Source organism: Streptomyces sp. NPDC054796 (assembly GCF_053611545.1).
Window position 1 is genome coordinate 1 of record NZ_JBSHAO010000073.1, and the last position, 25691, is coordinate 25691.

General features: G+C 71.5%; 20 protein-coding genes. 14 read left to right on the top strand and 6 right to left on the bottom strand.

What is annotated here, in order from left to right:
* Positions 1 to 140 precede the first annotated feature (140 nt).
* Both ACWGJ2_RS35920 and ACWGJ2_RS35925 read right to left on the bottom strand, forming a co-directional pair.
* On the bottom strand, positions 141 to 1520 hold the full coding sequence (locus tag ACWGJ2_RS35920; RefSeq protein ID WP_453350588.1) for an aspartate aminotransferase family protein: 1380 nt from the start codon (positions 1518 to 1520) through the stop codon (positions 141 to 143).
* Positions 1505 to 1993: an Lrp/AsnC family transcriptional regulator gene (locus ACWGJ2_RS35925; protein ID WP_453350559.1), complete on the bottom strand. Its 489-nt coding sequence runs from the start codon at positions 1991 to 1993 to the stop codon at positions 1505 to 1507. The genes ACWGJ2_RS35920 and ACWGJ2_RS35925 overlap by 16 nt, the downstream gene beginning before the upstream one ends.
* Positions 1994 to 2164: 171 nt before the next feature.
* Here ACWGJ2_RS35925 and ACWGJ2_RS35930 point away from each other — a divergent pair, with 171 nt between their 5' ends.
* From ACWGJ2_RS35930 to ACWGJ2_RS35945, 4 genes are all read left to right on the top strand, one after another.
* Positions 2165 to 3598 carry a gamma-aminobutyraldehyde dehydrogenase gene (locus tag ACWGJ2_RS35930; protein WP_453350560.1) on the top strand — a complete coding sequence of 478 codons (1434 nt, stop codon included), beginning with the start codon at positions 2165 to 2167 and terminating at the stop codon, positions 3596 to 3598.
* 300 nt (positions 3599 to 3898) lie between these two features.
* Complete coding sequence (locus ACWGJ2_RS35935; protein WP_453350561.1) at positions 3899 to 5461, top strand: APC family permease; 1563 nt, start codon at positions 3899 to 3901, stop codon at positions 5459 to 5461.
* Between the two features lie 194 nt (positions 5462 to 5655).
* Positions 5656 to 6024: a zinc-ribbon domain-containing protein gene (locus ACWGJ2_RS35940; RefSeq protein ID WP_453350562.1), complete on the top strand. Its 369-nt coding sequence runs from the start codon at positions 5656 to 5658 to the stop codon at positions 6022 to 6024.
* Positions 6025 to 6054: 30 nt separating this feature from the next.
* Positions 6055 to 6399, top strand: a complete 345-nt coding sequence (locus ACWGJ2_RS35945) for a MafI family immunity protein (protein ID WP_453350563.1) — start codon at positions 6055 to 6057, stop codon at positions 6397 to 6399.
* A 69-nt stretch (positions 6400 to 6468) separates the two neighbouring features.
* Here ACWGJ2_RS35945 and ACWGJ2_RS35950 read toward each other — a convergent pair whose 3' ends face one another.
* Positions 6469 to 7503, bottom strand: a complete 1035-nt coding sequence (locus ACWGJ2_RS35950) for an adenosine deaminase (protein WP_453350564.1) — start codon at positions 7501 to 7503, stop codon at positions 6469 to 6471.
* Positions 7504 to 7595: 92 nt separating this feature from the next.
* On the opposite strand from ACWGJ2_RS35950, the gene ACWGJ2_RS35955 reads away from it, so the two are divergent.
* From ACWGJ2_RS35955 to ACWGJ2_RS35990, 8 genes are all read left to right on the top strand, one after another.
* The gene (locus ACWGJ2_RS35955; protein ID WP_453350565.1) at positions 7596 to 8513 is read left to right on the top strand and encodes a DUF4190 domain-containing protein; all 918 of its coding nucleotides are present in this window, start codon (positions 7596 to 7598) and stop codon (positions 8511 to 8513) included.
* Between the two features lie 154 nt (positions 8514 to 8667).
* Entirely contained in the window at positions 8668 to 10182 is a 1515-nt protein-coding gene (locus ACWGJ2_RS35960; RefSeq protein WP_453350566.1) for a gamma-aminobutyraldehyde dehydrogenase, read from the top strand.
* Between the two features lie 136 nt (positions 10183 to 10318).
* Entirely contained in the window at positions 10319 to 11557 is a 1239-nt protein-coding gene (locus ACWGJ2_RS35965; RefSeq protein WP_453350567.1) for a polyamine ABC transporter substrate-binding protein, read from the top strand.
* Between the two features lie 100 nt (positions 11558 to 11657).
* Positions 11658 to 12821, top strand: a complete 1164-nt coding sequence (locus tag ACWGJ2_RS35970) for an ABC transporter ATP-binding protein (protein ID WP_453350568.1) — start codon at positions 11658 to 11660, stop codon at positions 12819 to 12821.
* Positions 12818 to 13819, top strand: a complete 1002-nt coding sequence (locus ACWGJ2_RS35975; protein ID WP_453350569.1) for an ABC transporter permease — start codon at positions 12818 to 12820, stop codon at positions 13817 to 13819. The genes ACWGJ2_RS35970 and ACWGJ2_RS35975 overlap by 4 nt, the downstream gene beginning before the upstream one ends.
* A complete protein-coding gene (locus ACWGJ2_RS35980; RefSeq protein WP_453350570.1) occupies positions 13819 to 14655 on the top strand; it encodes an ABC transporter permease in 837 nt (278 codons plus the stop codon). Before ACWGJ2_RS35975 ends, ACWGJ2_RS35980 begins: the two co-directional genes overlap by 1 nt.
* Complete coding sequence (locus tag ACWGJ2_RS35985; RefSeq protein ID WP_453350571.1) at positions 14652 to 16091, top strand: NAD(P)/FAD-dependent oxidoreductase; 1440 nt, start codon at positions 14652 to 14654, stop codon at positions 16089 to 16091. The genes ACWGJ2_RS35980 and ACWGJ2_RS35985 overlap by 4 nt, the downstream gene beginning before the upstream one ends.
* Positions 16092 to 16253: 162 nt before the next feature.
* Positions 16254 to 16715, top strand: a complete 462-nt coding sequence (locus ACWGJ2_RS35990) for a hypothetical protein (protein ID WP_453350572.1) — start codon at positions 16254 to 16256, stop codon at positions 16713 to 16715.
* A 115-nt stretch (positions 16716 to 16830) separates the two neighbouring features.
* Here ACWGJ2_RS35990 and ACWGJ2_RS35995 read toward each other — a convergent pair whose 3' ends face one another.
* Together ACWGJ2_RS35995 and gabT are read right to left on the bottom strand one after the other, a co-directional pair.
* Entirely contained in the window at positions 16831 to 17436 is a 606-nt protein-coding gene (locus tag ACWGJ2_RS35995) for a phosphatase PAP2 family protein (protein ID WP_453350573.1), read from the bottom strand.
* A 400-nt stretch (positions 17437 to 17836) separates the two neighbouring features.
* A complete protein-coding gene (gabT, locus tag ACWGJ2_RS36000) occupies positions 17837 to 19186 on the bottom strand; it encodes a 4-aminobutyrate--2-oxoglutarate transaminase (RefSeq protein WP_453350589.1) in 1350 nt (449 codons plus the stop codon).
* A 750-nt stretch (positions 19187 to 19936) separates the two neighbouring features.
* Between gabT and ACWGJ2_RS36005 the strand changes: the two genes are divergently transcribed.
* Both ACWGJ2_RS36005 and ACWGJ2_RS36010 read left to right on the top strand, forming a co-directional pair.
* The gene (locus ACWGJ2_RS36005; protein WP_453350574.1) at positions 19937 to 22099 is read left to right on the top strand and encodes an ATP-binding protein; all 2163 of its coding nucleotides are present in this window, start codon (positions 19937 to 19939) and stop codon (positions 22097 to 22099) included.
* 49 nt (positions 22100 to 22148) lie between these two features.
* The gene (locus ACWGJ2_RS36010) at positions 22149 to 24020 is read left to right on the top strand and encodes a PucR family transcriptional regulator (RefSeq protein ID WP_453350575.1); all 1872 of its coding nucleotides are present in this window, start codon (positions 22149 to 22151) and stop codon (positions 24018 to 24020) included.
* 94 nt (positions 24021 to 24114) lie between these two features.
* Here ACWGJ2_RS36010 and ACWGJ2_RS36015 read toward each other — a convergent pair whose 3' ends face one another.
* On the bottom strand, positions 24115 to 25605 hold the full coding sequence (locus ACWGJ2_RS36015) for a M14 family metallopeptidase (protein ID WP_453350576.1): 1491 nt from the start codon (positions 25603 to 25605) through the stop codon (positions 24115 to 24117).
* Positions 25606 to 25691: the final 86 nt, after the last annotated feature.

Below are 25691 nucleotides of genomic sequence, written 5' to 3' on the forward strand. Positions count from 1 at the left end.
CGGAAGCGCCCGCGCTCCACCGGGGCGGGCGCTTCCGTGGGCGCCCACCCTCAGCGGGGCGTCGGGGTGGCGGCCGTCCGGTCCGTCCGCGCGCCGGGGGCCGACGAGTCAGAACGTCGGAACGTCGGACGGCCAGGCCGTCACAGCTTCGTCCACGCCTCCGTCAGCACGGAGCGCAGGATCTGCTCGGCCTCGTCGAAGACCTTCTGGTCCGAGATCAGCGGCGGCGCGAGCTGGACGACCGGGTCGCCCCTGTCGTCGGCGCGGCAGTAGAGCCCCGCCTCGAAGAGGGCCTTGGAGAGGAAGCCGTAGAGGACCCGCTCGGATTCCTCGTCGGTGAAGGTCTCCTTGGTGGCCTTGTCCTTGACCAGCTCGATTCCGTAGAAGTAGCCGTTGCCGCGCACGTCGCCGACGATCGGCAGATCGTGCAGCTTCTGGAGCGTGCGCAGGAAGGCGCCCTCGTTGTCGAGCACGTGCTGGTTCAGGCCCTCGCGCTCGAAGATGTCCAGGTTGGCCAGGGCCACGGCGGCCGACACCGGGTGGCCGCCGAAGGTGTAGCCGTGCAGGAAGGTGTTGTCGCCCTTCCAGAAGGGCTCGGCGATGCGGTCCGAGATGACCGCGGCGCCGATCGGGGAGTAGCCCGACGTCATGCCCTTGGCGCAGGTGATGATGTCCGGTACGTAGCCGAACTTGTCGCAGGCGAAGATCGTGCCGAGCCGTCCGAAGGCGCAGATGACCTCGTCCGAGACGAGCAGCACGCCGTACTGGTCGCAGATCTCGCGCACCCGCTGGAAGTAGCCGGGCGGGGGCGGGAAGCAGCCGCCCGCGTTCTGCACCGGCTCCAGGAAGACCGCAGCGACGGTCTCGGGGCCCTCGAAGAGGATCTGCTGCTCGATCTGGTCGGCGGCCCAGCGCCCGAACGCCTCGGGGTCGTCACCGTGGATCGGGGCGCGGTAGATGTTGGTGTTCGGCACCTTGTGCGCGCCGGGGACCAGCGGCTCGAAGGGTGCCTTGAGGGCGGGGAGCCCGGTGATGGACAGGGCGCCCTGCGGGGTGCCGTGGTAGGCGACGGCCCGGGATATGACCTTGTACTTGCCGGGGTTGCCGGTGAGCTTGTGGTACTGCTTGGCCAGCTTCCACGCGGTCTCGACGGCCTCGCCGCCGCCCGTCGTGAAGAAGACCTTGTTCAGATCACCCGGGGCGTGGTCCGCGAGCCGCTCGGCCAACTCCACGGCCTTGGGGTGCGCGTAGGACCAGATCGGGAAGAAACCCAGCTCCTGGGCCTGCTTGTTGGCGGCCTCGGCCAGTTCGGTGCGGCCGTGGCCCGCCTGCACCACGAAGAGGCCCGCGAGGCCGTCGAGGTAACGCTTGCCCTCCGTGTCGTAGATGTAGGTGCCCTCGCCGCGGACAATGGTCGGTACTGGCGCCTTCTCGTACGACGACATGCGGGTGAAGTGCATCCACAGGTGGTCGTAGGCGGTCTTGGAGAGGTCCTTGCTCACGGTTATCGAGTTCCCCAGGTGTAGGTCTGCTTGCGCAGCTTGAGGTAGACGAAGCTCTCGGTGGAGCGCACGCCCGGGAGAGCGCGTATGCGCTTGGTGATCATCTCCAGGAGGTGTTCGTCGTCCTGGCAGACGATCTCCACCAGCAGATCGAACGAGCCCGCGGTGACCACCACGTAGTCGACCTCGTCGATCTCGGCGAGAGCGTCGGCCATGGCCTCGGGATCGCCTTCGACGTTGATGCCGACCATCGCCTGCCGCATGAAGCCGACAGTGAGGGGATCCGTCACGGCGACGATCTGCATGACGCCCTGTTCCTGGAGCTTCTGGACGCGCTGGCGCACGGCCGCCTCCGACAGGCCCACGGCCTTGCCGATGGCGGCGTACGGGCGCCTGCCGTCCTCCTGAAGCTGTTCGATGATCGCCAGGGATACGGCGTCGAGCGACCGGGTGCCGTTCGTCTTCTTCGCGTCACGAGCCACGTGAGTCACTCTGCATGAGACCTCATCCGTCCCGCAACCCGTGAGCGATGTAATCCGCAGCTAAATCGACGATCCGTAACTGATTCCGTTGTCGTCGCCGTGTGGGTATATCGAAAGCGTTGCGCTCGTGGTTAGGCTTGCGGTCTCACCCATTGGACAACGGAGCAGGAGGGGTGCGAAGTGACCACCGAGCTGCGTCGGCTGCGCAACTACATCGACGGGGAGTTCCGGGACGCCGCTGACGGCCGGACCACAGAGGTGGTCAACCCGGCGACGGGCGAGGCGTACGCGAGCGCCCCGCTGTCCGGAGCGGCGGACGTCGACGCCGCCATGGCGGCGGCCGAGGCCGCCTTCCCGGCCTGGCGCGACGCCACACCGTCGGCGCGCCAGCGCGCGATCCTGAAGATCGCCGACGCGCTGGAGGCCAGGGCCGACGAGTTCCTCGCCGTCGAGTGCGAGAACTGCGGCAAGCCGCTGGAGCTGACCCGGCAGGAGGAGCTGCCGATGATGCTCGACCAGATCCGCTTCTTCGCGGGCGCGGCGCGCATGCTGGAGGGCAAGTCCGCCGGTGAGTACATGGAGGGGCTCACCTCCTACGTGCGCCGCGAGCCCGTCGGCATCTGCGCGCAGGTCGCGCCGTGGAACTACCCGGCGATGATGGCGGTCTGGAAGTTCGCCCCGGCGCTGGCGGCGGGCAACACCGTCGTGCTCAAGCCCTCGGACACCACGCCCGCCTCCGCGGTCTTCCTGGCCGAGGTGATGGGCGAGGTGCTGCCCAAGGGCGTCTTCAACGTCGTCTGCGGCGACCGCGACACAGGGCGTCTGATGGTCGAGCACAAGACGCCCGCGATGGCCTCCATCACGGGCTCCGTGCGCGCGGGCATCGAGGTCGCGGGCAGCGCGGCCAAGGACGTCAAGCGCGTCCACCTGGAGCTGGGCGGCAAGGCGCCGTGCGTCGTCTTCGACGACGCGGACATCCCGTCCGCCGTCGAGGGCATCCGCGACGGCGGCTTCTTCAACGCGGGCCAGGACTGCACGGCCGCCACCCGGGTGCTGGTGCAGGAGGGCGTGTACGACGAGTTCGTGACCGCGCTCGCCAAGGCGGCGGCCGAGGTCAAGACCGGCGATCTGAGCGACGAGGACTGCTTCTACGGCCCGCTCAACAACCCCACGCACCTGGAGAAGGTGGCCGGCTTCATCGACCGCCTCCCCGCCCACGCGAAGGTCGAGTCCGGCGGCGAACGGGTCGGCGACAAGGGCTACTTCTACGCGCCCACCGTCGTCTCCGGGCTGAAGCAGGACGACGAGATCATCCAGAACGAGGTCTTCGGCCCCGTCATCACCGTCCAGAAGTTCCGGGACGAGGACCAGGCCGTCGAGTGGGCGAACGGCGTCGAGTACGCGCTGGCCTCCTCCGTCTGGACGACGGACCACGGGCGCGCGATGCGGCTGTCCAAGACGCTGGACTTCGGCTGCGTCTGGATCAACACGCACATCCCGCTCGTCGCGGAGATGCCGCACGGCGGCTTCAAGAAGTCCGGCTACGGCAAGGACCTGTCCGCGTACGGGCTGGAGGACTACACGCGCGTCAAGCACGTGATGTCCGCGCTCTGAGCCCGTCCGCGCTCTGATCCTGTCGGCCCCGGGGTGGCATCGCCGCCCCGGGGCCGCGTGCGTGCGGTCACCCAGGGTGACGGCGGGAAAATTTCGCGGCGGGTCAAATCGGTCACCCTGCGGTTCTCGTACGCGCACGCCCGCCGGGGTGGCTTGGCATCCACGAGAAATAGTGCGCGTTACCCTCATTTTCAAAGGTCAACAGCCGTACACGGCGAGGTTATTGAAGGGTTAACGGGGAGTCTGAGACAGGGGTGTTTCAGAGCGGGCGCGGAAACAGCACGCTATAGCGTCCGCCGCATGTCCCAGCTCCTCCACCGCTCCGCGACCGGTGGGACGGACAGGGACGGCGCTGCCCACAGCGAGGACATCAGGGCCAAGGGGCTCAGCGAGAACTCCGTGGGTCTCACCGGCAGCGCCGTCATCGGTCTCTCCACCGTCGCCCCCGTCTACTGCCTCACCAGTACCCTCGGCCCCACCGTCGGCGAGGTCGGTCCCCAGATGCCCGCCGTCTTCCTCGCGGGCTTCCTCCCCATGCTCCTGGTCGCCTTCGCCTACCGGGAGCTGAACAACGCCGTGCCGGACTGCGGCACCTCCTTCACCTGGACCGTCAAGGCGTTCGGCCCCCGGGTGGGCTGGATGTGCGGCTGGGGTCTCGTGATCGCCACCGTCATCGTGCTCTCGAACCTGGCGGGCGTCGCGGCCGAGTTCCTCTATCTGCTCCTCGGCGAGATCACCGGCAGCCAGGCCGTGGCCGACTTCGGCGGCGGCACGGCCGCACACGTCCTCACCGTGCTCGTCCTCATCGCCGCCGCCACCGCCATCAGCTACCGCGGCATGACGGCCACCAAGTGGTTCCAGTACGCGCTCGTGGCGCTCCAGATGACCGTCCTCGTGCTGTTCGTCGTCATGGCCTTCGCGCGCGCCGGGGACACGCCCGGCGCGCACTCCCTGGACTTCTCCTGGAGCTGGGCCGACCCGTTCTCGGTCTCGTCCTTCGCCGCCTTCACCGCGGGCCTGTCCCTCTCGATCTTCATCTACTGGGGCTGGGACACCTCCCTGACCGTCAACGAGGAGACCTCGGGAAGCGACAAGACCCCGGGGCGCGCCGCGATGATCTCGATGGTCGTGCTCGTCACCTCGTACGTGCTGACCGCCGTGGCGGCCATGAGGTTCGCCGGAACCGGCGACGAGGGCCTCGGCCTGGGCAACCCGGGCACAGCGGACAACGTCTTCGCCGCCCTCGCCGAGCCCGTCATGGGCCCGCTCGGGGTGCTGCTCTTCGTCGCCGTGCTGGCCAGCGCCGCCGCCAGCCTCCAGACCACGTTCCTGCCCGTGGCCCGCACGATGCTGGCGATGAGCACGTACGAGGCCATGCCCCGCTCGTTCGCGAAGGTGCACCCGCGCTTCCGCACACCGGCCCGCGCGACCGTCGCGGCAGGGGTCGCGACCAGCGTCTTCTACACGCTCATGGCCGTGCTCAGCGAGAACGTCCTCGTCGACACCATCTACGCGCTGGGCCTCATGATCTGCTTCTACTACGCGCTGACGGCCTTCGCGTGCGTCTGGTACTTCCGCCGCGAGCTGACGGGAAGCGTGCGCGACGCGCTGTGCAAGGGCGTCCTGCCGCTGCTGGGCGCCCTGCTGCTGAGCGCCGTCTTCGTCAAGACCCTCGTGGACATGTGGGACCCCGCCTACGGCTCCGGCAGCTCCGTCGCCGGGGTCGGCAGCGTCTTCGTGATCGGCGTGGGCGTGCTGCTCCTGGGCGCGGTCCTGATGGAGGTCCAGCGCCGGGTGAACCCCGCCTTCTTCCGGGGCCGCGTGCTCACCAGGGAGACCCCGGCGATGGTCGTCGAGGACTGATCCGCCGAGGACCGGGCCAAGGAGACGGGACACGGCCCCGAGCCCCTGACCTGTGCGAACCCAGGCCCCCTCGCGAAAGGCGGGGGGCTTGGGGCAGTGTCGTTACGTGGATCCCTTGACGCGTGGTGTGCGCCGGGTGGTTGGCTACGGAGCGACAATCGCATATGTACGCACTCGGGAAGGAAGACCCTGTCGTGCTCATCTTCGGAACCTCGTCCAAAGTGGTTCAGCTCGCGATGCTGAACCTGCTGTGCGCCTTCTGCGGCAACCCGTCGGCCCACGCGCTGCGCAAGCGGGTCACCAAGTTCAGCCTCTTCTTCATCCCCCTGTTCCCGATCGCACCGGCGAAGCACACCCTCCAGTGCACGTTCTGCGGCGGGACGAGCGACGTCACCAAGGAGAACGCCGACCAGCTCATGGCCCAGGGCGGCGCCCCCGGTGCCGGTCAGCAGGGCCCGCAGCAGCCGGGCCAGGGCCAGCCGTCCGCGCAGGGGAACCCCTTCGCCGGGCAGTACCAGCAGCCCCAGGGCGGTCAGCCGCCGCGCAACCCGTACCAGTCCTGACGCCCGGATCACCGAGCGGCGGATTCGTGTATGCCGGGAAGTCTGCTGGGCCGAGTGATCGACGCCATCCAGTCCGCTCCCGTGACGGAGCAGGGCAAGCGTGAACTCCTGTCCTACGTGGTCGCCGGGGAGTACGCCCTCGCGGTGGAACTGCTCTGCGACCGCCTCGGCGAGGGGGACCGCGCGCTCTCGGAGACCCAGTTCCAGCGTCTGGCCGGACTCTGCGGGGAGCTGGAGGTGCCGCGGGGGCACCTCGATCCCGTAGCGGAGCTGGCGAACCGCAGCGTCAGCGGGGAAGGCGGCGTCAGCGGGGAAGGCGGGGGCAGAGGGGGAAGCGGGGAAGGCGGTACTGGGGGAGAGGGGGACGGGGGCTGAGCGTGACGAGGGGGGCGGTGCGGCGCACCACGGCGGTGACCGCCGCCCCCTTCACCGTCGGACCCCTCGTCACGGCCGGTTCTGCCAGGAGGCGAGATACGTGTCGATCTCGCTCCGGATACGGGACTTGCCGTCCTCGTCGAGGAACGAGGCGTCCACGGCGTTCCGGGCCAGGGCCGCGACCCCGGTCGGGTCCAGGCTCAGCAGGCGGGCCGCGATGGCGTACTCCGTGTTCAGGTCCGTGCCGAACATCGGCGGGTCGTCGCTGTTGATGGTGACCAGGACGCCCGCCTTCACCATCTCCTTGACCGGGTGCTCCTCCAGGTCGGCCACCGCGCGGGTGGCGATGTTGGAGGTGGGGCAGACCTCCAGCGGGACACGGCGCTCCGCGAGGTGCTCCAGCAGCCGCCGGTCCTGGACGGCACTGGTGCCGTGGCCGATCCGCTCGGCGCGCAGGGAGGTGAGGGCGTCCCAGACGGTCTCCGGGCCCGTCGTCTCGCCCGCGTGCGGGACGCTGCGCAGCCCCGAGGCGATGGCGCGGTCGAAGTAGGGCTTGAACTGCGGCCGCGGCACGCCGATCTCGGGCCCGCCGAGACCGAAGGAGACCAGCCCCTCGGGGCGCAGCCGCTCGTCGGTCGCGATGCGCGTCGTCTCCTCGGCCGCGGGCAGCCCGGCCTCGCCGGGGATGTCGAACGACCAGCGCAGCACGACGCCCAGTTCCTTCTCGGCCGCGTGCCGGGCGTCCTCTATCGCCTCGACGAAGGCGGCGTCGGGGATGCCGCGGCTGGTGGAGCTGAACGGCGTGACGGTCAGCTCGGCGTAGCGGACCTGCTGGCGCGCCATGTCGCGGGCGACCTCGTACGTCAGCAGCCGTACGTCCTCGGCGTCGCGGATCAGGTCGACGACGGAGAGGTAGACCTGGATGAAGTGGGCGAAGTCGGTGAAGGTGAAGTAGTCGGCCAGCGCCTCGGGGTCGGCCGGGACCTTGGAGTCCGGGTGGCGCGCGGCCAGCTCGGCCACGATGCGCGGGGAGGCGGAGCCCACGTGGTGCACATGCAGCTCGGCTTTGGGAAGCCCGGCGATGAACGCGGTGAGATCGGACAAGGGAGCCTCCGCTCAGAAGGGGACCGGATCATCGTATGCGGGGTGTCTGAGCAGGCGAATAGCATGGCTGGACGAGCAACGCAGGAGGGGTCATGGCAGACGAGTCAGGACGGTCCGGGCAGTCAGGGGACGAGCAGCGGAACCTGTGGGCGCCGCCGGGGTCCGAGGGCTCGCAGCCCGGGAAATCAGCCTCGCGGCCCGGGAAATCAGCCTCGCGGCCCGAGGCGGGCGAGGATGTGAAGGGGCGCTCCGTGGCGGACCAGCCCACGGTGACGGGGCCCGGCGGGATGGGGGCCGGGATCGGGCCACCGCCGATACCACCCGCGCCGTCGGCCCCCTCGGCGCCCCCGGGCGCGCAGGGCGGCCAGGCGGCGCACCCGGGACAGCAGGGCTATCCGGGCCAGGCCCAGCCCGGGCCCTCCGGTTACGCGGCTCCGGGGTACGGGCAGGGCCACGATCCGTACGCGTACGGCGGCCCCGGCCCCGCTTCCGGTCCCGCTTCCGGTCCCGCTCCCGGCCCCGCGCCGGGCGCGGCGTACGGCTATCCCGCGGCTCCCCCGCCCTACGGCGCGGGCATGCCGGGCGCACCGGGAGCCCCGGGCGCCTACGGCTACGGCGGCGGCCCGTACGGCGGGGGCTACGGCTGGGGAGGCCCGCCGCTGCCCACGGGCATGTCGGTCGCCTCCATGGTGCTCGGCATCATCAGCCTGGTGCTCGTGTTCACCTGCTGGGGCAGCTTCCTCGGCATCATCACGGCACCCGTCGCGCTGGGCCTGGGTGTCTCCGCGCGGCGCAAGGTGGACCGCGGCGAGCTGGGCGGGCGGGGCCAGGCGACGTCGGGGCTGGTCATGGGGGTCATCGGGACGGTCGCCTCGGCCCTCGTCGTCGTCCTCATCGTCCTGATGTTCACCGTGTGGGCCGACGAGATCGAGGAGTCAGACCCCGGGACCGGACCCGGCGGTTCGTCCATCGACGCCCGTGGCTCCGTCGCTCTTGTCATGGATCGGTAGGCAACTGCCCCCTTCGAGTACAGATTCCGTCGCGTAACCAAAAGGCAACGACGGAATCCCTTGTTGAATAGGTGCTCCCCTGTCAGGATCGGCGATCAACACCGGCTGACGCCACATCGCCGTAGTCAGGCAGCCAGGCAGGCAGGAGAGCCAGATGGTCCAGCGCTTCGACGTGTCCACGCGGTTCGCCGACGGTGCCCAGTACGTCGCCGGGCGCCTCGGGGCCGGAACCTCGGGCCGTACGCACGCGGTCGTCGATCCGGCGACGGGGGAAGCGGTCCTCACCTACGCGCTCGCGGGCGCCGCCGATGTCGACGCGGCCGTCGGCGCCGCGCAGCGCGCCCTGCCCGAGTGGGCGGGCGCGACGCCCGGCGAGCGCTCGGACGCGATGCACCGCTGGGCCGCCGAACTCCACCGCCGCACCGAGGACTTCGTGTACGCCGAGTCCCTCCAGTGCGGCAAGCCGCTCAAGCTGTCCGAGGAGTTCGACGTCCCCGGCTCCTTCGACAACGTCTCCTTCTTCGCGGGCGCCGCACGCCAACTGCCCGGGGTGGCCGCCGCCGAGTACAGCGGCGACCACACCTCGTACGTGCGCCGCGAGCCCATCGGCGTCGTCGGTTCGATCGCGCCCTGGAACTACCCGCTCCAGATGGCCGCCTGGAAGATCCTCCCGGCCGTGGCCGCCGGCAACACCATCGTCCTCAAGCCCTCGGAACTGACCCCGCTCACCTCGCTGATGTTCGCCGACGCCGCCCGCGAGGCGGGCATCCCCGACGGGGTGGTCAACATCGTCACCGGAGGCGGCAAGGACGCGGGTGAGGCGCTGGTCGGGCATCCCACGGTCGCCATGACCTCCTTCACCGGCTCGACGGCGGTCGGCAAGCGCGTCGCCGAGATCGCCACGGCCGCCGTGAAGCGGGTCCATCTGGAGCTGGGCGGCAAGGCGCCGTTCCTCGTCTTCGACGACGCGGACCTGGAGGCGGCCGTGCAGGGCGCCGTCGCCGGATCGCTGATCAACACGGGCCAGGACTGCACCGCCGCCACCCGCGCCTACGTCCAGCGCCCGCTGTACGACGCCTTCGTGAGCGGCGTCGCCGAACTGATGGCGCAGGTGCGGGTGGGCGACCCCTTCGCCACGGGCACCGACCTGGGCCCGCTCATCTCGCACGTGCACCGGGACCGGGTCGCCGCCTTCGTCGAGCGGGCGCGCGACTACGCCACCGTCGTCACCGGGGGCGAGGCGCCGGGCGGCGAGCTGGCGAAGGGTGCGTACTATCTGCCGACGCTCATCACCGGGGCCCCGCAGGACAGCGAGATCGTCCAGGCCGAGATCTTCGGCCCCGTCCTCACCGTCCTGCCCTTCGACAGTGACGACGAGGGCATCGCGCTCGCCAACGACACCCCGTACGGACTGGCCGCCTCCGCCTGGAGCCGGGACGTCTTCCGTACGGCGCTGGCCTCGCGCGAGATGCGGGCCGGCTGCGTGTGGATCAACGACCACATTCCGATCATCAGCGAGATGCCGCACGGCGGCTACAAGCAGTCCGGCTTCGGCAAGGACATGTCCGCCTACTCCTTCGAGGAGTACACGCAGCTCAAGCACGTCATGCAGGACACCACCGGCGTGGCGCGCAAGGACTGGCACCGCACCGTCTTCGGCGACCGCTGAGCCCGGACGCCGCAGGCCGTACGACGCAGGCCGCAGGCCGCCTGCTGCACGCCGTCTGCCGTACGCCGTACGCGCCGGGCCCGTACAACCACACCCCCCACTCCTTCCCTGACCCCTCCCTGGAAGGCAGTACCGAATGGACCTGTACGAAGGCATGCCAGAGCCCGTGCGCAGGGCGTGGGAGCGCAGCCTCACCACCGGCCGTGCCGCGATGTCGCGGCGGCGGCTGCTCGGCGCCGCCGGGCTCGCGGCGGGCGGTGCGCTGCTCACGGCCTGCGGCATCCCCCCTGCCCAGGGGAGCAAGAACGGCGGCCCGGGGGACACCCCGGACCACTCCAAGAAGGAGAAGGTCCTCAACTTCGCCAACTGGCCCCTCTACATCGACGTCGACGACCACGACAAGAAGAAGCGCCCCACCCTCGACCGCTTCGAGCGGGAGACGGGGATCAGGGTCAAGTACGTCGAGGACATCAACGACAACAACGAGTTCTACGGCAAGATCAAGCCCCAGCTCGCCGCGGGCCAGGACACCGGGCGCGATCTGGTCTGCCTCTCCGACTGGATGGCGGGGCGCGTCATCCGCCAGGGCTGGGCGCAGCGCCTCGACCCGGCCAACCTGCCGCACGCCGTGACCAACCTGGAGGACCGCTTCCGCGCGGCGGCCCACGACCCGGGCCGCCAGTACAGCTACCCGTGGGCGGGCACGGCCTGCATCGTCGCCTACAACAAGAAGGCGACGAAGGGGAAGAAGGTCACCAGCGTCACACAGCTCCTGGAGGACGAGTCCCTGAAGGGCCGGGTGTCGATGCTCACCGAGATGACCGACACCGTGGGCCTGACGATGCTCGACATGGGCGTCGACGCGGAGAAGTTCCAGGACGACGACTTCGACGCCGCCATCGCCCGCATCCAGAAGGCCGTCGACCGCAAGCAGCTCCGGCGCTTCAGCGGCAACGACTACATGGACGAGCTGAACTCCGGCGACATCGCCGCCTGCCTGGCCTGGGCGGGCGACGTGGTGCAGCTCCAGCTCGACAACCCGGACGTGGAGTTCGCGGTGCCCGACAGCGGCTACCTCTTCGGCACGGACGACCTCCTCGTCCCCGCGAAGGCCCGCCACCAGGACAACGCCGAAGCGCTGATCGACTACTACTACCGGCCCAAGAAGGCCGCGGAACTCGCCGCCTGGGTCAACTACATCTGTCCCGTCGCCGGAGCAAAGGCCGAGATGGAGAAGATCGACAAGGACCTGGCCGAGGACGAACTGATCTTTCCCGGCGCGGACATGGTCGCCAAGGGCAAGAACTTCCGTCCGATGACGAGCGAGCAAGAGGTCGCGTACGAGGAGAAGTTCTCCAAGCTGATCGGCGCGTAGCGGACGCACGGTTTCCGCCGCCGTCTCGCCCTGTTCTCCCTCTCCGTTCTCCCCGTTCCCCCCGTTCTCCTTCCGCTTCCGCCCTTTTCGAGGTACGGCCATGACCATCACCCTGTCCGGGGTCAGCAAGGTCTTCGGCGACTTCACCGCCGTCCACCCGCTCGACCTCACCATCCCCGAGGGCTCCTTCTTCGCCCTCCTCGGCGCCTCCGGGTGCGGCAAGACCACCACGCTCCGCATGATCGCCGGACTGGAGGCGCCCACCTCGGGCAGCGTGCTGCTCGGCGAGGAGGACATCACCTCCCTGCCGCCGCACCGTCGCCCCGTCAACACCGTCTTCCAGAACTACGCGCTCTTCCCGCACCTCGACGTCCAGGACAACGTGGCCTTCGGGCTGCGCAGGCGGGGGATCAAGCCGGTGAAGAAGCAGGTCGACGAGATGCTGGAGCTGGTACAGCTCGGACCCATGGCGCGGCGCAGGCCGGGGCAGTTGTCCGGCGGCCAGCAGCAGCGCGTCGCGCTGGCCCGCGCGCTGATCAACCGGCCACGGGTGCTGCTGCTCGACGAGCCGCTGGGCGCCCTCGACCTCAAACTGCGGCGTCAGATGCAGCTCGAACTCAAGCGCATACAGACCGAGGTCGGCATCACCTTCGTGCACGTCACGCACGACCAGGAGGAGGCCATGACGATGGCCGACACGGTCGCCGTGATGTACGCGGGACGCGTGGAGCAGCGAGGCGCGCCCGCCGAGCTGTACGAGAATCCGCGCTCCACCTTCGTCGCCAACTTCCTGGGCACCTCCAACCTCGTGGCGGCCGAGATCACGGCGGTGGACGCCGCCGGGATGCAGCTCAGGACGGACGGCTCGGGGGGTTCGGGGGGTTCGGCCGACGGTGCGGACGACAAGCTGCGGCTGCCCGTGGAGCGATGCGCCGTCGAGGGCGCGGCGGCGGGGGACAAGGTCCTCGTGGGGGTGCGCCCCGAGAAGATCGCGCTCGCCCTCGCCGACGACGCCTCGTCCGTACCGCCGGACCGCAACCGCCTCACCGGGCGCATACGCGACGCGAGCTACCTCGGCGTCTCCACGCAGTACGTCATCGACAGCCCCGCCTGCCCTGAACTCGCGGTCTACGAGCAGAACGTGGCGCGGGACGCCCGGCTGGCCCCCGGCGCCGAGGTCGTCCTGCACTGGGACCCGGCGCACACGTTCGCGCTCGACGCCGCGCAGGACGCGGAGGCCGGGACAGGGGAGGAGGCGCTGTGAGCGCCGTCGTCCCGGCGGGGACGGCGACGGGGGCGGGCGGAACGGGCGGAAAGGGAGGGGCAGGAGGGCCCGGCGGAACCGGAGCCTCCGCCACCGCACCGGCCCCGGGCTCGGCGCAGGGCGCCAGGCCCAACGGACGCCGCCGTCTCACCCCGTACTGGCTGCTGCTCCCCGCCGCGCTCTGGCTGGCCGTCTTCTTCGTCGCGCCGCTCTTCTACCAGGCGTCGACGTCCGTGCAGAGCGGCTCGCTGGAGGACGGCTTCCGCGTCACCTGGCACTTCGCCAACTACACGGACGCGCTCTCCGCCTACGGCGAGCACTTCGCGCGCTCCTTCCTCTACGCGGCCGTCGCCACCCTGCTCTGCCTGCTGATCGGCTACCCGCTCGCGTACATGATCGCCTTCCGCGCGGGCCGCTGGCGGAACCTGCTGCTGGTGATGGTCATCGCGCCCTTCTTCACCAGCTTCCTCATCCGCACGCTGGCCTGGAAGACGATCCTGTCCGACGGCGGCCCCGTCGTCGCCGCGCTCAAGAACCTGCACGTACTCGACGTCACCAGCACGCTCGGCCTCACCGGCGACGAACGGGTACTGGCCACGCCGCTCGCCGTGGTGTGCGGGCTGACGTACAACTTCCTGCCGTTCATGATCCTGCCGCTCTACAGCTCGCTGGAGCGCATCGACACCTCGCTCCACGAGGCGGCCCGCGATCTGTACGCCACCCCCGCCACCACCTTCCGGAAGGTGACCTTCCCGCTCTCGCTCCCCGGCGTCGTCGCGGGCACCCTGCTGACCTTCATCCCCGCCTCGGGGGACTACATCAACGCACAGCTCCTGGGCTCGCCGAACGAGCAGATGGTCGGCAACGCGATCCAGAAGCAGTTCCTCAACGTCCTCGACTACCCCACGGCGGCGGCCATGTCGTTCCTCCTGATGGCTCTCATCCTCATCGTCGTCACGCTCTACATGCGCAAGGCGGGAACGGAGGAACTGGTCTGATGTCCGGGATGTCCGGGACTCCCGCACACGCCGTCACGGCGCCCCTGCGCTGGCTGCGGCGCCATGCCGTCGTGCTGGCGGGCGGCGCGGCGCTCGCGTATCTGCTGCTGCCGAACGTGGTGGTGATGCTCTTCTCGTTCAACAGGCCCGCAGGGCGCTTCAACTACGAGTGGCAGCGCTTCTCCACCGACGCGTGGACGGACCCCTGCGGCGTCGCCGACATGTGCGGCTCGCTCGGGCTGAGCCTGCGGATCGCGGCGCTCGCGACGCTGGTGGCGACCGCCTTCGGCACGCTCGCCGCCTTCGCCCTCGCCCGCTACCGCTTTCGGGGCAGGAGCACCACCAACGCGCTGATCTTCCTCCCCATGGCCATGCCCGAGGTCGTGATGGCCGCCTCCCTCGGCACCCTGTTCCTCAACATGCGCGTCGCCTTCGGCTTCACCACGATCCTCATCGCCCACATCATGTTCTGCCTGAGCTTCGTGGTCGTCGCGGTCAAGGCGCGGGTGATGAGCATGGACCCACGGCTGGAGGAGGCGGCGCGCGACCTGTACGCGGGGCCTGTGCAGACCTTCCTGCGGGTCACGCTGCCGCTGGCCGCGCCCGGGATCGCGGCGGGGGCACTGCTGAGCTTCGCGCTCTCCTTCGACGACATCATCGTGACGCAGTTCAACGCCGGGCCCTCCACGGTGACCTTCCCGATGTTCGTCTGGGGCGCCGCGCAGCGCGGTGTCCCCGTGCAGGTGAACGTGATCGGGACGGCGATGTTCGTCGTGGCCGTCGCGATCGTGCTCGGCGGCCAGCTCACCGCCAACCGCCGCAAGAGGAGCCGATGACCATGACCGACTCACCCGCGTCCTCCGCCTCCCCCGCCGCCCTGCGGGCGCTCGCGGGCGCGCGCCCCGAGCCGTACTGGCTGGACGACCCCGAGCACCGCCCCGAGCCCGGCGCCGCGCTCGTCGGCGACGAGCGGTGCGACCTGCTCGTCGTCGGAGGCGGCTACAGCGGACTGTGGACCGCGCTCCTCGCCAAGGAGCGCGACCCCGGGCGCGACGTGGTGCTGATCGAGGGCAGGGAACTGGGCTGGGCCGCCTCTGGCCGCAACGGCGGCTTCTGCGCGGCCTCCCTCACCCACGGCTTCGCGAACGGCCTCGCCCGCTGGCCCGGGGAGATCGCCCGGCTCGAAGAGCTGGGGCACCGCAACCTCGACGCCATCGAAGAGGCCGTCCAGCGCTACGGCATCGACTGCGACTTCGAGCGCACGGGCGAGATCGCCCTCGCGACGGAGCCGCACCAGGCCGAGGAGCTGCGGGAGGCGGCCGAGGACGCGCGCCGCCTCGGCCTGGACGGCGGCCTGACCTTCCTGGACGGCGACGCCGTACGCGAACACGTCGATTCCCCCACCTTCCTCGCGGGGCTGTGGGACCGGCGCGGCGTCGCCATGCTCAACCCGGCACGCCTCGCGTGGGGCCTGGGCCGGGCGTGCGCGGAGGCGGGCGTACGCGTCTACGAGCGCACACCCGCGCGCGAACTCGCCGCCTACGGGGACGGAGTGGCCGCGCGCACCCCGTACGGGCGCGTCTTCGCCCGGCGGGCGGCGCTGGGCACCAACGCGTTCCCTTCGCTGGTCCGGCGGGTGCGTCCGTACATCGTGCCCGTCTACGACTACGCCCTGATGACCGAGCCGCTGAGCGCGCGGCAGCTCGTCTCGGTGGGCTGGTCGGGACGGCAGGGGCTCAGCGACAGCGCCAACCACTTCCACTACTTCCGGCTCACCGCCGACAACCGCATCCTGTGGGGCGGCTACGACATCCTGTACCACTACGGCAGCCGCATCGCCGCCGAACACGACCAGCGCCCGGAGACCTTCCGCAAGCTCGCTGCGCACTTCTTCCGCTGCTTCCCGCAACTGGAGGGGCTCGGGTTCAGCCACACCTGGGGCGGCGTCATCGACACCTGCTCCCGCTTCTCGCCCTTCTTCGGCACCTCCCACGGCGGACGGGTCGGCTACGCGGCGGGCTTCACCGGGCTCGGCGTCGGCGCGACACGCTTCGGGGCCGAGGTGATGCTCGACCTGCTGAGCGGCGAGCGGACGGAGCGCACCGAACTGGAACTGGTCCGCAAGAAGCCCCTTCCCTTCCCGCCCGAGCCCGTGCGCTGGGCCGGGATCGGGCTCACCCAGTGGTCCCTGGCCCGCGCCGACGCGCGGGGCGGGCGGCGCAACCTGTGGCTGCGGGCCATGGACAGCGTGGGCATGGGCTTCGACAGCTGAGCTGAGCCGACGTGACCTGACGTGCGGGCCGACAGGTGGCCGGGCCCCGCGTCTTTTCCAAGGAATCTTCGTAAACCGTGTAAGGATCCCGCGCGCCCTCCCTCTCCCTCGTGAGCGGACCGACCGACCACGAGCGGCACGAGTGAGTGAGGAGTGGCGACCATGAGCGGCACAGCGGGGGCGAAGAGCGCGGTCGAGTGGCTTGCGTCGGTGGCACCCGATCCGGACGCGTGCCGGTGGGAGTGGGAACGGAACCCGCTCGGTGTGGCCCTGCTGCCCGCCGGGCGGCGCTGGGACGTCCTGATCGTCAGCGGCGAACTCGGCTACCCCACCCTCGACATCCTCACCAACTGCCTCGACCGGCCGGGCCCCGTCCTCGCCGACTTCGGCGAATCCCGCATCGGCTGGTTCGTGCCACCGGGCACGGCGACGCGCTGGCTCGGCACGGGCATCCGCTGTGCGGGCCAGGGCACCTGGATCGTCGTCCCGTATCCGGGGCGGGTGACGGGCGGGGTCCGCTGGCTGATCCCGCCCGACGGGTCGGGGACCTTGACGGACCCCGTGATCCTGGAGATGGCGTTGCACGAGGCCGCGGCGCGGATCGCGGGCGAGGGCGGCGACTGACGGTCTGGTCGGCCCATGAACCGGCCCGCGGCACCCGCGACGGACCAGTTCACGGCCCGACCAGGCCCAGGTCCCCTTCCTCCGGTTCTTCCGGGCCCCGGCCCCGGAGTCCCGGCTACCCCGGCGGCTCGGGGGAGGCCGGAGCGGCGCGCGAGGCGACGGCGTACGCCGCCGTCAGCAGGACCCAGGCCAGGCACCAGCTCGCCAGGACGTCCAGGGGCCAGTGGTAGCCGCGCCACACCAGCCCCGGCCCGTTGAGCAGGGTGAGCGCGACGGCCGCCGCGAGGGGCGGCCACCCCCGTCGGAGGTGCGGGAGGAGCAGCAGCGCGGCCCCTCCGAAGGCGACCGCCGCCGTGGCCGCGTGCCCCGAGGGATAGAAGCCGCTCCCGCCCAGCGGTCCGGCTCTGTCGAGCCACGCCTTGAGGACGGACACGACGAGGGGCACGGCAGCCATGGCCACCGCGTAGGAGAGGACGGCGTAGCGCAGAACGGGTTTCCATCGCCGCGCGCGCCAGAGCGCGCAAGCCATTGCTACGGCGAGGGCGCTCAGGGCGACCTCCATGTTGCCGAGATCGGCGAGGAGTTCGGCGAGCGGAACGGGCGGAGAGGCGCGCCGCATCGCGTCGCCGAGGCGCTCGTCCGCCGCGCGCAGCGGGCCGCGCGAGGCGATCTGCCAGGTGACGGCCGAGAGGACCAGCAGGCAGAGCGCGGCGGTGAGCACGGCCCACAGCCGCGCGGGCCAGGGACGCTCGGGACGTCCGGGGCGCCCGGCACGCCCCGGGAATCCGAGACGTCGGAGAAAGGAGATCGACCGCTCCGGAACAGGGGGGAGAGTCCCGGAGCGGCCGTGTCGACCGGTGTTCCGCAGGTCCCGGGGGGTGTGGGACAAGCGGCCATCCGATCGGTGAGGAGCGTGCGCGAGGGCACGACCGGGCCCGTCTTGGGGAGAGACTGGCTCGGGCCGGGAATCCGGGGACATGCCCCGGACAACCCGGCATCTGCAGAAACCGTACGGCAGGACTTCCGGCCCGGACAGGCCGATTACGGTCCGGACATCGGCCCCGCACACATTCTTCACGGGGAGCGCTCCCGTCTCTCCCGCGTCTCTCCCGCGACCTCCCTCAGAGAGTGGAAAGCGCGTTCTCCAGGACGTCCAGACCCTCGTTGAGCAGGTCCTCGCCGATCACGAGCGGGGGGAGGAAGCGCATGACGTTGCCGTAGGTGCCGGTGGTGAGCACGAGCAGGCCGTTCTGGTGGCACGCCTTGGCGAGCGCGGCGGTCGCCTCCGGGTTGGGCTCCTTGCCGCCCGGCTTGACCAGCTCGATGGCGAGCATCGCGCCACGGCCGCGGACGTCGCCGATCACCTCGTGCTGTCCTGCCAGCTTCTGGAGGCGGGGCTTCATGACCTCCTCGATGCGCTTGGCGCGGGCCGGGAGGTCCAGCTCGCGCATCGTCTCGATCGAGCCGAGCGCCGCGGCGCAGGCGACGGGGTTGCCGCCGTAGGTGCCGCCCAGACCGCCCGTGTGCGCCGAGTCCATGATCTCCGCGCGCCCGGTGACGGCCGCCAGCGGAAGGCCGCCCGCGATGCCCTTCGCGGTGGTGATCAGGTCCGGGACGATGTCCTCGTCCTCGCAGGCGAACCACTGGCCCGTACGGCAGAAGCCGGACTGGATCTCGTCGGCGACGAAGACGATGCCGTTCTCCTTGGCGAACCGCGCCAACTGCGGCAGGAAGCCCTTCGCGGGCTCGATGAAGCCGCCCTCGCCGAGGACCGGCTCGATCACGATCGCGGCGACGTTCTCGGCGCCGATCTGCTTGCTGATCTGGTCGATGGCCTGGGCCGCGGCCTCGTCGGCACAGTTCTCCGGGCCGGTCAGCCAGCGGTACGGGTAGGCGACGGGCACGCGGTACACCTCGGGCGCGAACGGCCCGAAGCTGTGCTTGTAGGGCATGTTCTTGGAGGTCAGGGCCATCGTGAGGTTCGTTCGGCCGTGGTAGCCGTGGTCGAAGACGACGACCGCCTGACGCTTGGTGTGCGCACGCGCGATCTTGACGGCGTTCTCGACCGCCTCGGCGCCGGAGTTGAACAGGGCGCTCTTCTTGGCGTGGTCGCCCGGGGTGAGCCGCGCCAGCTCCTCGCAGACCTCCACGTAGGGCTCGTACGGCGTCACCATCACACACGTGTGGGTGTAGTCGGCGAGCTGTTGGGTCGCGCGGCGGACCACGGCCTCGGCGCTGTTGCCGACGGAGGTCACGGCGATGCCGGAGCCGAAGTCGATGAACGAGTTCCCGTCGACGTCCTCCAGGACACCGCCGCCCGCGCGCCGCGCGAAGACCGGCATCACCGTGCCGATCCCACTGGCGACCGCGGCCTCCTTCCTGGCCATGAGCTCCCGCGACTTCGGACCGGGAATGGCAGTGACGACGCGGCGCTCCTGGGGGAGGGCGGGGCCTCCGGACAGTTCCGTCATCGTGGTCATAGCGCTCTCCTCAGGAGGAAGGGGTTGTGCACGTTCTTCGCAGGCTAGGGGCACGGGAAGGGTCGAGACATGCACCGCTCCGGAGAAGTCTCCACGGCGTGTTGGCCGCGACGGCTATAGGCGGCCTCGGGGGCGCGACGGGCCCGGCCCGACGCCCCGTCCGGGCCGGGCGCGTGCCGCGTTCCCGGGCCTGTCGACGGCTCGCCCGTGGGCGGCCCGCGCCCGGTGCCGTCGCGCTGTCCCGCCCTTCGGACGGTCGCGGGCCAACTGTCGCCCTTGGCGGCTAGATTGGGCGCAGGAGTGGAGACGCAGGCTGGGCAGGGAGCAAGGGAGTAGAGGCGGCACATGGAGATGGGGTCTCCCCACCGGAGGCAGGACACGGAGTTGCCCCGCCGGGGACAGGGCATCGAGGACGCGGGTCCCGCGGACCCCGGGACGGGCCCGCCCGGCCCGCCCCCGCAGACGCCTGGCACGCCACCCCCACGGCGGCCCGGCGCGTCGCGTCCTGAGCCTTACGGGACGGGGACAGAAGCGGACCCGGATCCGCGCCCCTACTCGCCTCCTGAGGCACGGCCACCCCTCGGCCCCGCCCTCGCCGGTCCGCCTCCTCAGCGTGACCCGTCGCGCCCCGAGGGCGCCGCGGGACCGGGCCAGGGTTCGGAGCAGGGGCCAGGGCTGGGAGCGCCGCCGCCTCTCCCGAGCGCGCCTCCGGCTGGCGCGCCCCACCCGTACGCGCCGCCCATGCCCGAGCAGGCGCCCGCCGCGGGGCCCCCGCTCGCCGACTGGCTGCGCGCACCGCGCCCCGAGGCGCAGCCCGGCATCTGGCGCTGCGGCCACGAACCGCGCCCTCCGGAGGACCCGGACCGCATCCCGGCGCGCCAGCTCATCAGCGGTGCCGTCGTCTCCTTCCTCATCGCCTGGCTGATCTGGTCACTGCTGTGGAACGGGTACCTCGGCAGCTACTGGGTCTGGCCGCTGGACGCCATGACGCCCGACTCCGTGCCCGCCTTCGCGCGGCAGTTCATCGCGAACGGCTATTACGCCCTCGTCATCGGCATCCTCGTCGTCGTCTTCGGACGGCTCGGCCGCTGGCACGAGGTCGGCCGCAGGGCGTGGGCGCGGCTGCGCCGCCCGAGCGGCCGTGCCGCGGGAAGCGGCGCGGGGCCCGCCGGCGGCCACGGCTCCGGGCACGCACGTGCCCCCCTCGCGCCCCCCCCGCCCGGCAGCGACCCCGTGGAGTGGCCCGCGCTCCGCCAAGGCGCCCCCGAGGCGGCCGACCGGCTCGCGGACGAGATCAGGGGCGGGCGCATGAACGACGTGGACCAGGCCCGCATCGACCGCGCCTGGCAGGCCGTGCGGGCCAGGCCCCACCAGCTGCCCGCCTTCGCCGACGCCGTCCTCCAGCAGGGCGCCGCCGCCTGCGTGCACCCCTCCGGCGACCGTGACCTCCCCCTGCGCGCGGCTCATCACGACCTGTCCCTGCGCCAGGTGCGCATCGGCAGGGCCTCGGACGTCCCGCGCAATCCGCACGACTACCGCGGCGCGGGCCTCGCCCTCGATCCGGGACTGCTCGGTACTTCGGCGCTGGCCGTGGGCCCGCCGGGCTCGGGGAAGACCGCCCGTCTGGTGCGGCCCGTCGTCGAGTCGCTCTGCCTCCAGGCGCTCACCGGCCAGTCGGCGGTCGTCGCCGTGACCTCCTCCGGCGCGCGGCTGGCGCCGGACGGTTCCTTCGACGTGGTCGTGCGCGTCGGCAGCCCGGACTCCGCACACGACCTCGATCTCTACGGCGGCACCACGGACCCGGACGAGGCGGCGGGAATGCTCGCCGAGGCACTCGTGGGCGATCTGGCCGCCGTGCTCCCCGGTGGCGACAGCCGTCGTGCCGCCACGGTGCTCGGCCAGCTCCTCGGCCCCTTCCGCGCCGTGTACCAGCGCTTCCCCTCGGTGCCCGAGCTGCGGGAGCTGCTGGACCGCTCACCCGACGCGATCGGCGCCCTGCGCGAGGCACTGGAGCAGGCGGGGCTGGGCGCGCAGGTGCGCGAACTCGACGCCTACGGGCGCCAGTCGGGCCGTCCGGGCGACGCCGCGGCGCTGCTCGCCGACCGGATCGCGCTCCTCGACCGCCCCGCCTTCGCCGACTTCTTCGCACCCGACGGGGCGACCGGCAAGAGGTCCGGAGCACAGACCCCCGGCCCCGGAGCACAGGGCAAGGCCGTCGCGGCGCGGGGAGGTGGCCGGGAAGACGGGCGGGAGGCCGTCCCCGCGCACCGCCCCTTCTCCCTGCGCGCCCTCGAACACCCGCTCCGGGTCCGTATCGATCTGCCCGAGCGCGGGCACGCCGAGGCTTCCCGGATTCTCGCGCGGCTCGTTCTCGCGCAGTTCACCGAGTGCGTGGCCGCGCGCGAGGACCAGTCCCTCTTCGCCTGCCTCGTCCTCGACGACGCGTCCCAGGCCGTCACCTCACAGTCGCTGCGGGGCCTCCAGAGCCTGCGCTCAGCGCACGCCGGAGTGCTGCTCACCCTCCGCGCGCTGGACGAGGTGCCCGAGCACCTGCGCGGGCCGCTGCTGGGGGCCGTGGGCTGCCGGATGGTGTGCGCGGGGGTGACGCCCTGGGACGCGGAGCACTTCGCCGAGGTGTGGGGCACGGAGTGGGTGCAGACCCGCGACGTCACCAACCGCCAGCTCGTCTCCGACGAGCCCTTCACGCGGATGATGCACGCCGTGCGCCGTCTCGCCACGGGCAGGCACGTCACCGCGGAGTCCGTCACCGTCCGGACCGTCCAGCGTGAGCGCTGGTCCGCGTCCGATCTGGCCAATGACGTGCCGCCCGGTCACGCCGTGTTGTCGCTGATGACCGTGCGCGGTGAGCGGACTCCGCCGATACTGGCGAAGCTGGGGGAGTGACTTCGGGAATGACCGAATTGAGTTGGACGCCTGTACGGTGAGGATCGTTATGCCACCGACTCTTGCCACGCTTGTTCAGCACTCCGCTCTCCGGCTCTCCGTGCTCGCGGGGCAGGACCGGCTGGACACTCCTGTGCGCTGGGCGCACGCCAGTGAGCTGGCCGATCCGACGCCCTATCTCGACGGCGGCGAGCTGCTTCTGGTCACCGCGCTCAAGCTGGACGCCGAGGACGCGGAGGCCATGCGCCGCTACGTGCGGCAACTCGCCGACAAGGGCGTCGTCGGGCTGGGATTCGCCGCCGGGGTCAACTACGAGAAGGTGCCCGAGGCGCTCGTCGACGCCTGCCGCCGCGTCGATCTCCCGCTCCTGGAGGTGCCGCGCCGCACCCCGTTCATCGCCATCAGCAAGGCCGTCTCGGCTGCCATCGCCGCCGAGCAGTACCGCGCGGTGACCGCGGGCTTCGACGCGCAGCGCGAGATGACCCGCGCCGCGCTCTCCCAGGAGGGCCCCGCCGCACTGCTGGCCAAGCTGGCCTCGGAGGTGGACGGTTGGGCGGCGCTGTACGACGCGTCGGGCGCCGTCGTCGCCACCGCGCCGACGTGGGCCGTGCGCCGCGCGGCCCGCTTCATCGGCGACGCCGAGCGGCTGCGCGACCGTCCCGCGCCCGCCAGCGCCGTCGTCAGCGAGGCCGAGGCGGGGGACGACCGGGTCGAGTTGCAGTCGGTGGGCAGCGGCCGTCGGGCCAAGGCGGTGCTGGCCGTCGGCACCGCCGCGCCCCTGGGCACCGCCGAGCGCTACGCCGTGCACTCGGCCATCGCGCTCCTCACGCTCACCATGGAGCGCTCGCGCGCGCTCCAGGAGGCCGAACAGCGGCTGGGCGCCGCGGTGATGCGGATGCTGCTCTCCGGGGAGACCGATCACGCCCGTGCGGTGGCCGGGCGGCTCTACGGCGGCCTCCTGGACGCCCCCATGCGCGTGATCGTCGCGGAACCGGCCTCGGGCGCGGCGGCCCGCTACGCCAACTCGCACTCCCACCCCCACTCCGCGTCCTCCCCGAACTCCGCGCGGTCCGCCGCGCGCTCCTCCGGCGGCGGCACAGGTGGCACCGGCACCGGCACCGGCGCCGTCGGCTCCCGGCAGCGCGGCGCCGCCTCCGCGCCCCCTGCCCTCGTGACGCTCGCCGAGACGGGACCCGGCGTCAGTCTGTCCGTGTCCGCGCCCGAGGCCGTGCCCTCCGCGCTCGCCGGTCCGCTCGACGGGCTGGCCGACGCGATCGAGACCGCGGCGGCCCGCAGCGGCGAGGCGGTGCTGGTCATTCCGGACGGCACCCGCCTCGTGGTGCTCGCCGCCGACGGCGGCGCTGCGGTCACGGCCTGCGCCCAGTACGCGGCGGCCTGCGTGGACGCGGCGACGGAACCCAACGGCGCGCCGGGCGCCCCAGGCAACGGCGCGGGCGGTCCCAGCGGTCCCGGCAGCGCGGGCGGCCAGGGAAGCCAGGAGGACGTCGCGTTCATCGGCGTCTCGGCGCCCGCAGGGCTCCCCGCCGTCGCCGTCGCCTTCAAGCAGGCCGATCAGGCGCTCTCCGTGGCGCGAAGACGCGGCGTCCCGCTCGTGGAGCACGAGGACGTCGCGGCGGGCTCCGTGCTGCCCCTCCTCGCCGACGACGCGGTGCGCGCCTTTGCCGACGGACTGCTGCGCTCGCTCCGCGAGCACGACGCCAACGGGCGCGGCGATCTCGTCGCCTCCCTGCGCGCCTGGCTCTCGCGGCACGGCCAGTGGGACGCCGCGGCGGCCGACCTCGGCGTCCACCGGCACACGCTGCGCTACCGCATGCGCCGGGTCGAGGAGATCCTCGGCCGCTCCCTCGACGACCCTGACGTGCGCATGGAGCTGTGGCTGGCCCTCAAGGCGACGGGCTGACGGGCAGGCTCACCGTCCCCGGACTCCGCTCCGCCCGTCGCCCCTCGGGCCCCCGCGCCCCGTGCCCCCGTTGTCCCGTGCCTCTACGGAGCGGCTACGCCGCCGGGCAGTACTGCGCCTCCTTGCCGATGGACCGGTACATGCAGTCGGCGTTCTCCAGGAGGATCAGTACGGCCTCCTTGTTGCGGGAGGTCTGCGCCGGGATGACCTCGTCGGGCGGATAGAAGCCGCCGGAGCCGCCAGGACCCGGGTACATCTCGAAGGTGTAGCTGAAGATTCCCTGGTCACCCCAGGCCCAGTCGTTGATCGAGCCGTCCGTGATGTAGAGGTCGCTGGACTGCTGCGGCGTGTACCCGTTGCTGCGGGCCATCTGCGTCCCCACGGCGGCGAAGGCGTTGCGGTCGTCCTGGGTGAGGGGTCCTCCGGTGTCGTTGTAGGTGTAGCCCCAGGGCCACAGCACCAGTTCGCTGTAGGTGTGGAAGTCGATGTGGGCCGTGATCTGCTGCTGGCCGCCGATCACCCGGCTCCGCATGAAGTCCGCGACGACGCGGGTCTCGGGCGCCGAAGCGGCTGACGGGCCTCGGTAGGTCTCGGACGACGTGCTGCCAGAGGAGCCGCCGCAGCAGCCCCACCGGTAGGCCCAGTTGCGGTTCAGGTCGGTGCCGACGTACGACGAGCCGGTGTTCGGCTGCCGGTTCTTGCGCCACATCCGGTAGCTGCCCGTCTGGATGTCGTACTCGCCGCCGTCCGGGTTGACGTCGGGGATCAGCCACAGTTCGCGCCCGTTGACCATGTTGGTGATCCGGCTCTCGGAGCCGTACTTGGACCCGAACTCGTTCATCGTGTAGAGCGCCATCTCGACGGTGAGGTGCTCGCGCGCGTGCTGGTGGTGGGTGAAGAGCACCTCGGGCTCGGCCTCGTCCTGCCCGACGTTGTCACTGATCTTGACGGCGACGATCTGGCGGCCCTGGTAGGAGGTGCCGATGACCTGCTTGCTCATGATGTTCGGGTACCGCGCGACGTAGCCGTCGATGGCGGCCATGGTCTCGGCGTAGTTGTGGTAGTTCGAGTCCGCCGGCGGGAAGTCCATCGTGCCCGGGGGCTCGTCCGTGCCCGTTCCCGAGCGGTCGGGGGGCCCGGCGAGCGGCGTCACCTCGTGGCCGAGGCGTTCGATGTGGCGCAGGCTCGACGCGTCGGCCGTGACCGTCACCGAGCTGTCCCGTACGGCGTCGATGGAGGCGCCGGTCGCCGCGATCGCGGAGCGCTCGGCCCTGGTGGTGACGCCGTCGATCTCGTAGCGGCCGGGTCGTCCGGCCGTCGTGGAGCCGGACGCCTGCTGCGCCTTGTGCGTCTTCTGCTGGTCCTGCTGATTCTGCTGGTCCTGCGGGGCGGCCTCGTCGGGCGAGGCCATGGCCTGCGCGGTGAGGGGCACCGCCAGCGCCAGGGCGAGCAGCGCGGCGGTGGCCGTGGTCCGGGCAGGGGTCCGACGGCCCTTCGGGGTTCGCGCGGTTCTCGTCGGTCTGGCGGGTTCCGCGGGTCTCGCGGTTCCGGTGGTTTCCGTTGTGCCGCGTCTGCGTAGTCGCATCGCGTCTCCTGGGGTGTCCAGTGCGACGGGTGGGGGGCTGTGCTGTACGGCGTGCCTCGTGCCTCGTGCCTCGTGCCTCGTGCCTC

Bases quoted from the DNA above. Each gene is read 5' to 3' on its own strand.
- ACWGJ2_RS35935 (WP_453350561.1), top strand. From the start codon at position 3,899: ATGTCCCAGCTCCTCCACCGCTCCGCGACCGGTGGGACGGACAGGGAC.
- ACWGJ2_RS35945 (WP_453350563.1), top strand. From the start codon at position 6,055: ATGCCGGGAAGTCTGCTGGGCCGAGTGATCGACGCCATCCAGTCCGCT.
- ACWGJ2_RS35955 (WP_453350565.1), top strand. From the start codon at position 7,596: ATGGCAGACGAGTCAGGACGGTCCGGGCAGTCAGGGGACGAGCAGCGG.
- ACWGJ2_RS35960 (WP_453350566.1), top strand. From the start codon at position 8,668: ATGGTCCAGCGCTTCGACGTGTCCACGCGGTTCGCCGACGGTGCCCAG.
- ACWGJ2_RS35965 (WP_453350567.1), top strand. From the start codon at position 10,319: ATGGACCTGTACGAAGGCATGCCAGAGCCCGTGCGCAGGGCGTGGGAG.
- ACWGJ2_RS35970 (WP_453350568.1), top strand. From the start codon at position 11,658: ATGACCATCACCCTGTCCGGGGTCAGCAAGGTCTTCGGCGACTTCACC.
- ACWGJ2_RS35980 (WP_453350570.1), top strand. From the start codon at position 13,819: ATGTCCGGGATGTCCGGGACTCCCGCACACGCCGTCACGGCGCCCCTG.
- ACWGJ2_RS35985 (WP_453350571.1), top strand. From the start codon at position 14,652: ATGACCATGACCGACTCACCCGCGTCCTCCGCCTCCCCCGCCGCCCTG.
- ACWGJ2_RS35990 (WP_453350572.1), top strand. From the start codon at position 16,254: ATGAGCGGCACAGCGGGGGCGAAGAGCGCGGTCGAGTGGCTTGCGTCG.
- gabT (WP_453350589.1), bottom strand. From the start codon at position 19,186: ATGACGGAACTGTCCGGAGGCCCCGCCCTCCCCCAGGAGCGCCGCGTC.
- ACWGJ2_RS36005 (WP_453350574.1), top strand. From the start codon at position 19,937: ATGCCCGAGCAGGCGCCCGCCGCGGGGCCCCCGCTCGCCGACTGGCTG.
- ACWGJ2_RS36010 (WP_453350575.1), top strand. From the start codon at position 22,149: ATGCCACCGACTCTTGCCACGCTTGTTCAGCACTCCGCTCTCCGGCTC.
- ACWGJ2_RS36015 (WP_453350576.1), bottom strand. From the start codon at position 25,605: ATGCGACTACGCAGACGCGGCACAACGGAAACCACCGGAACCGCGAGA.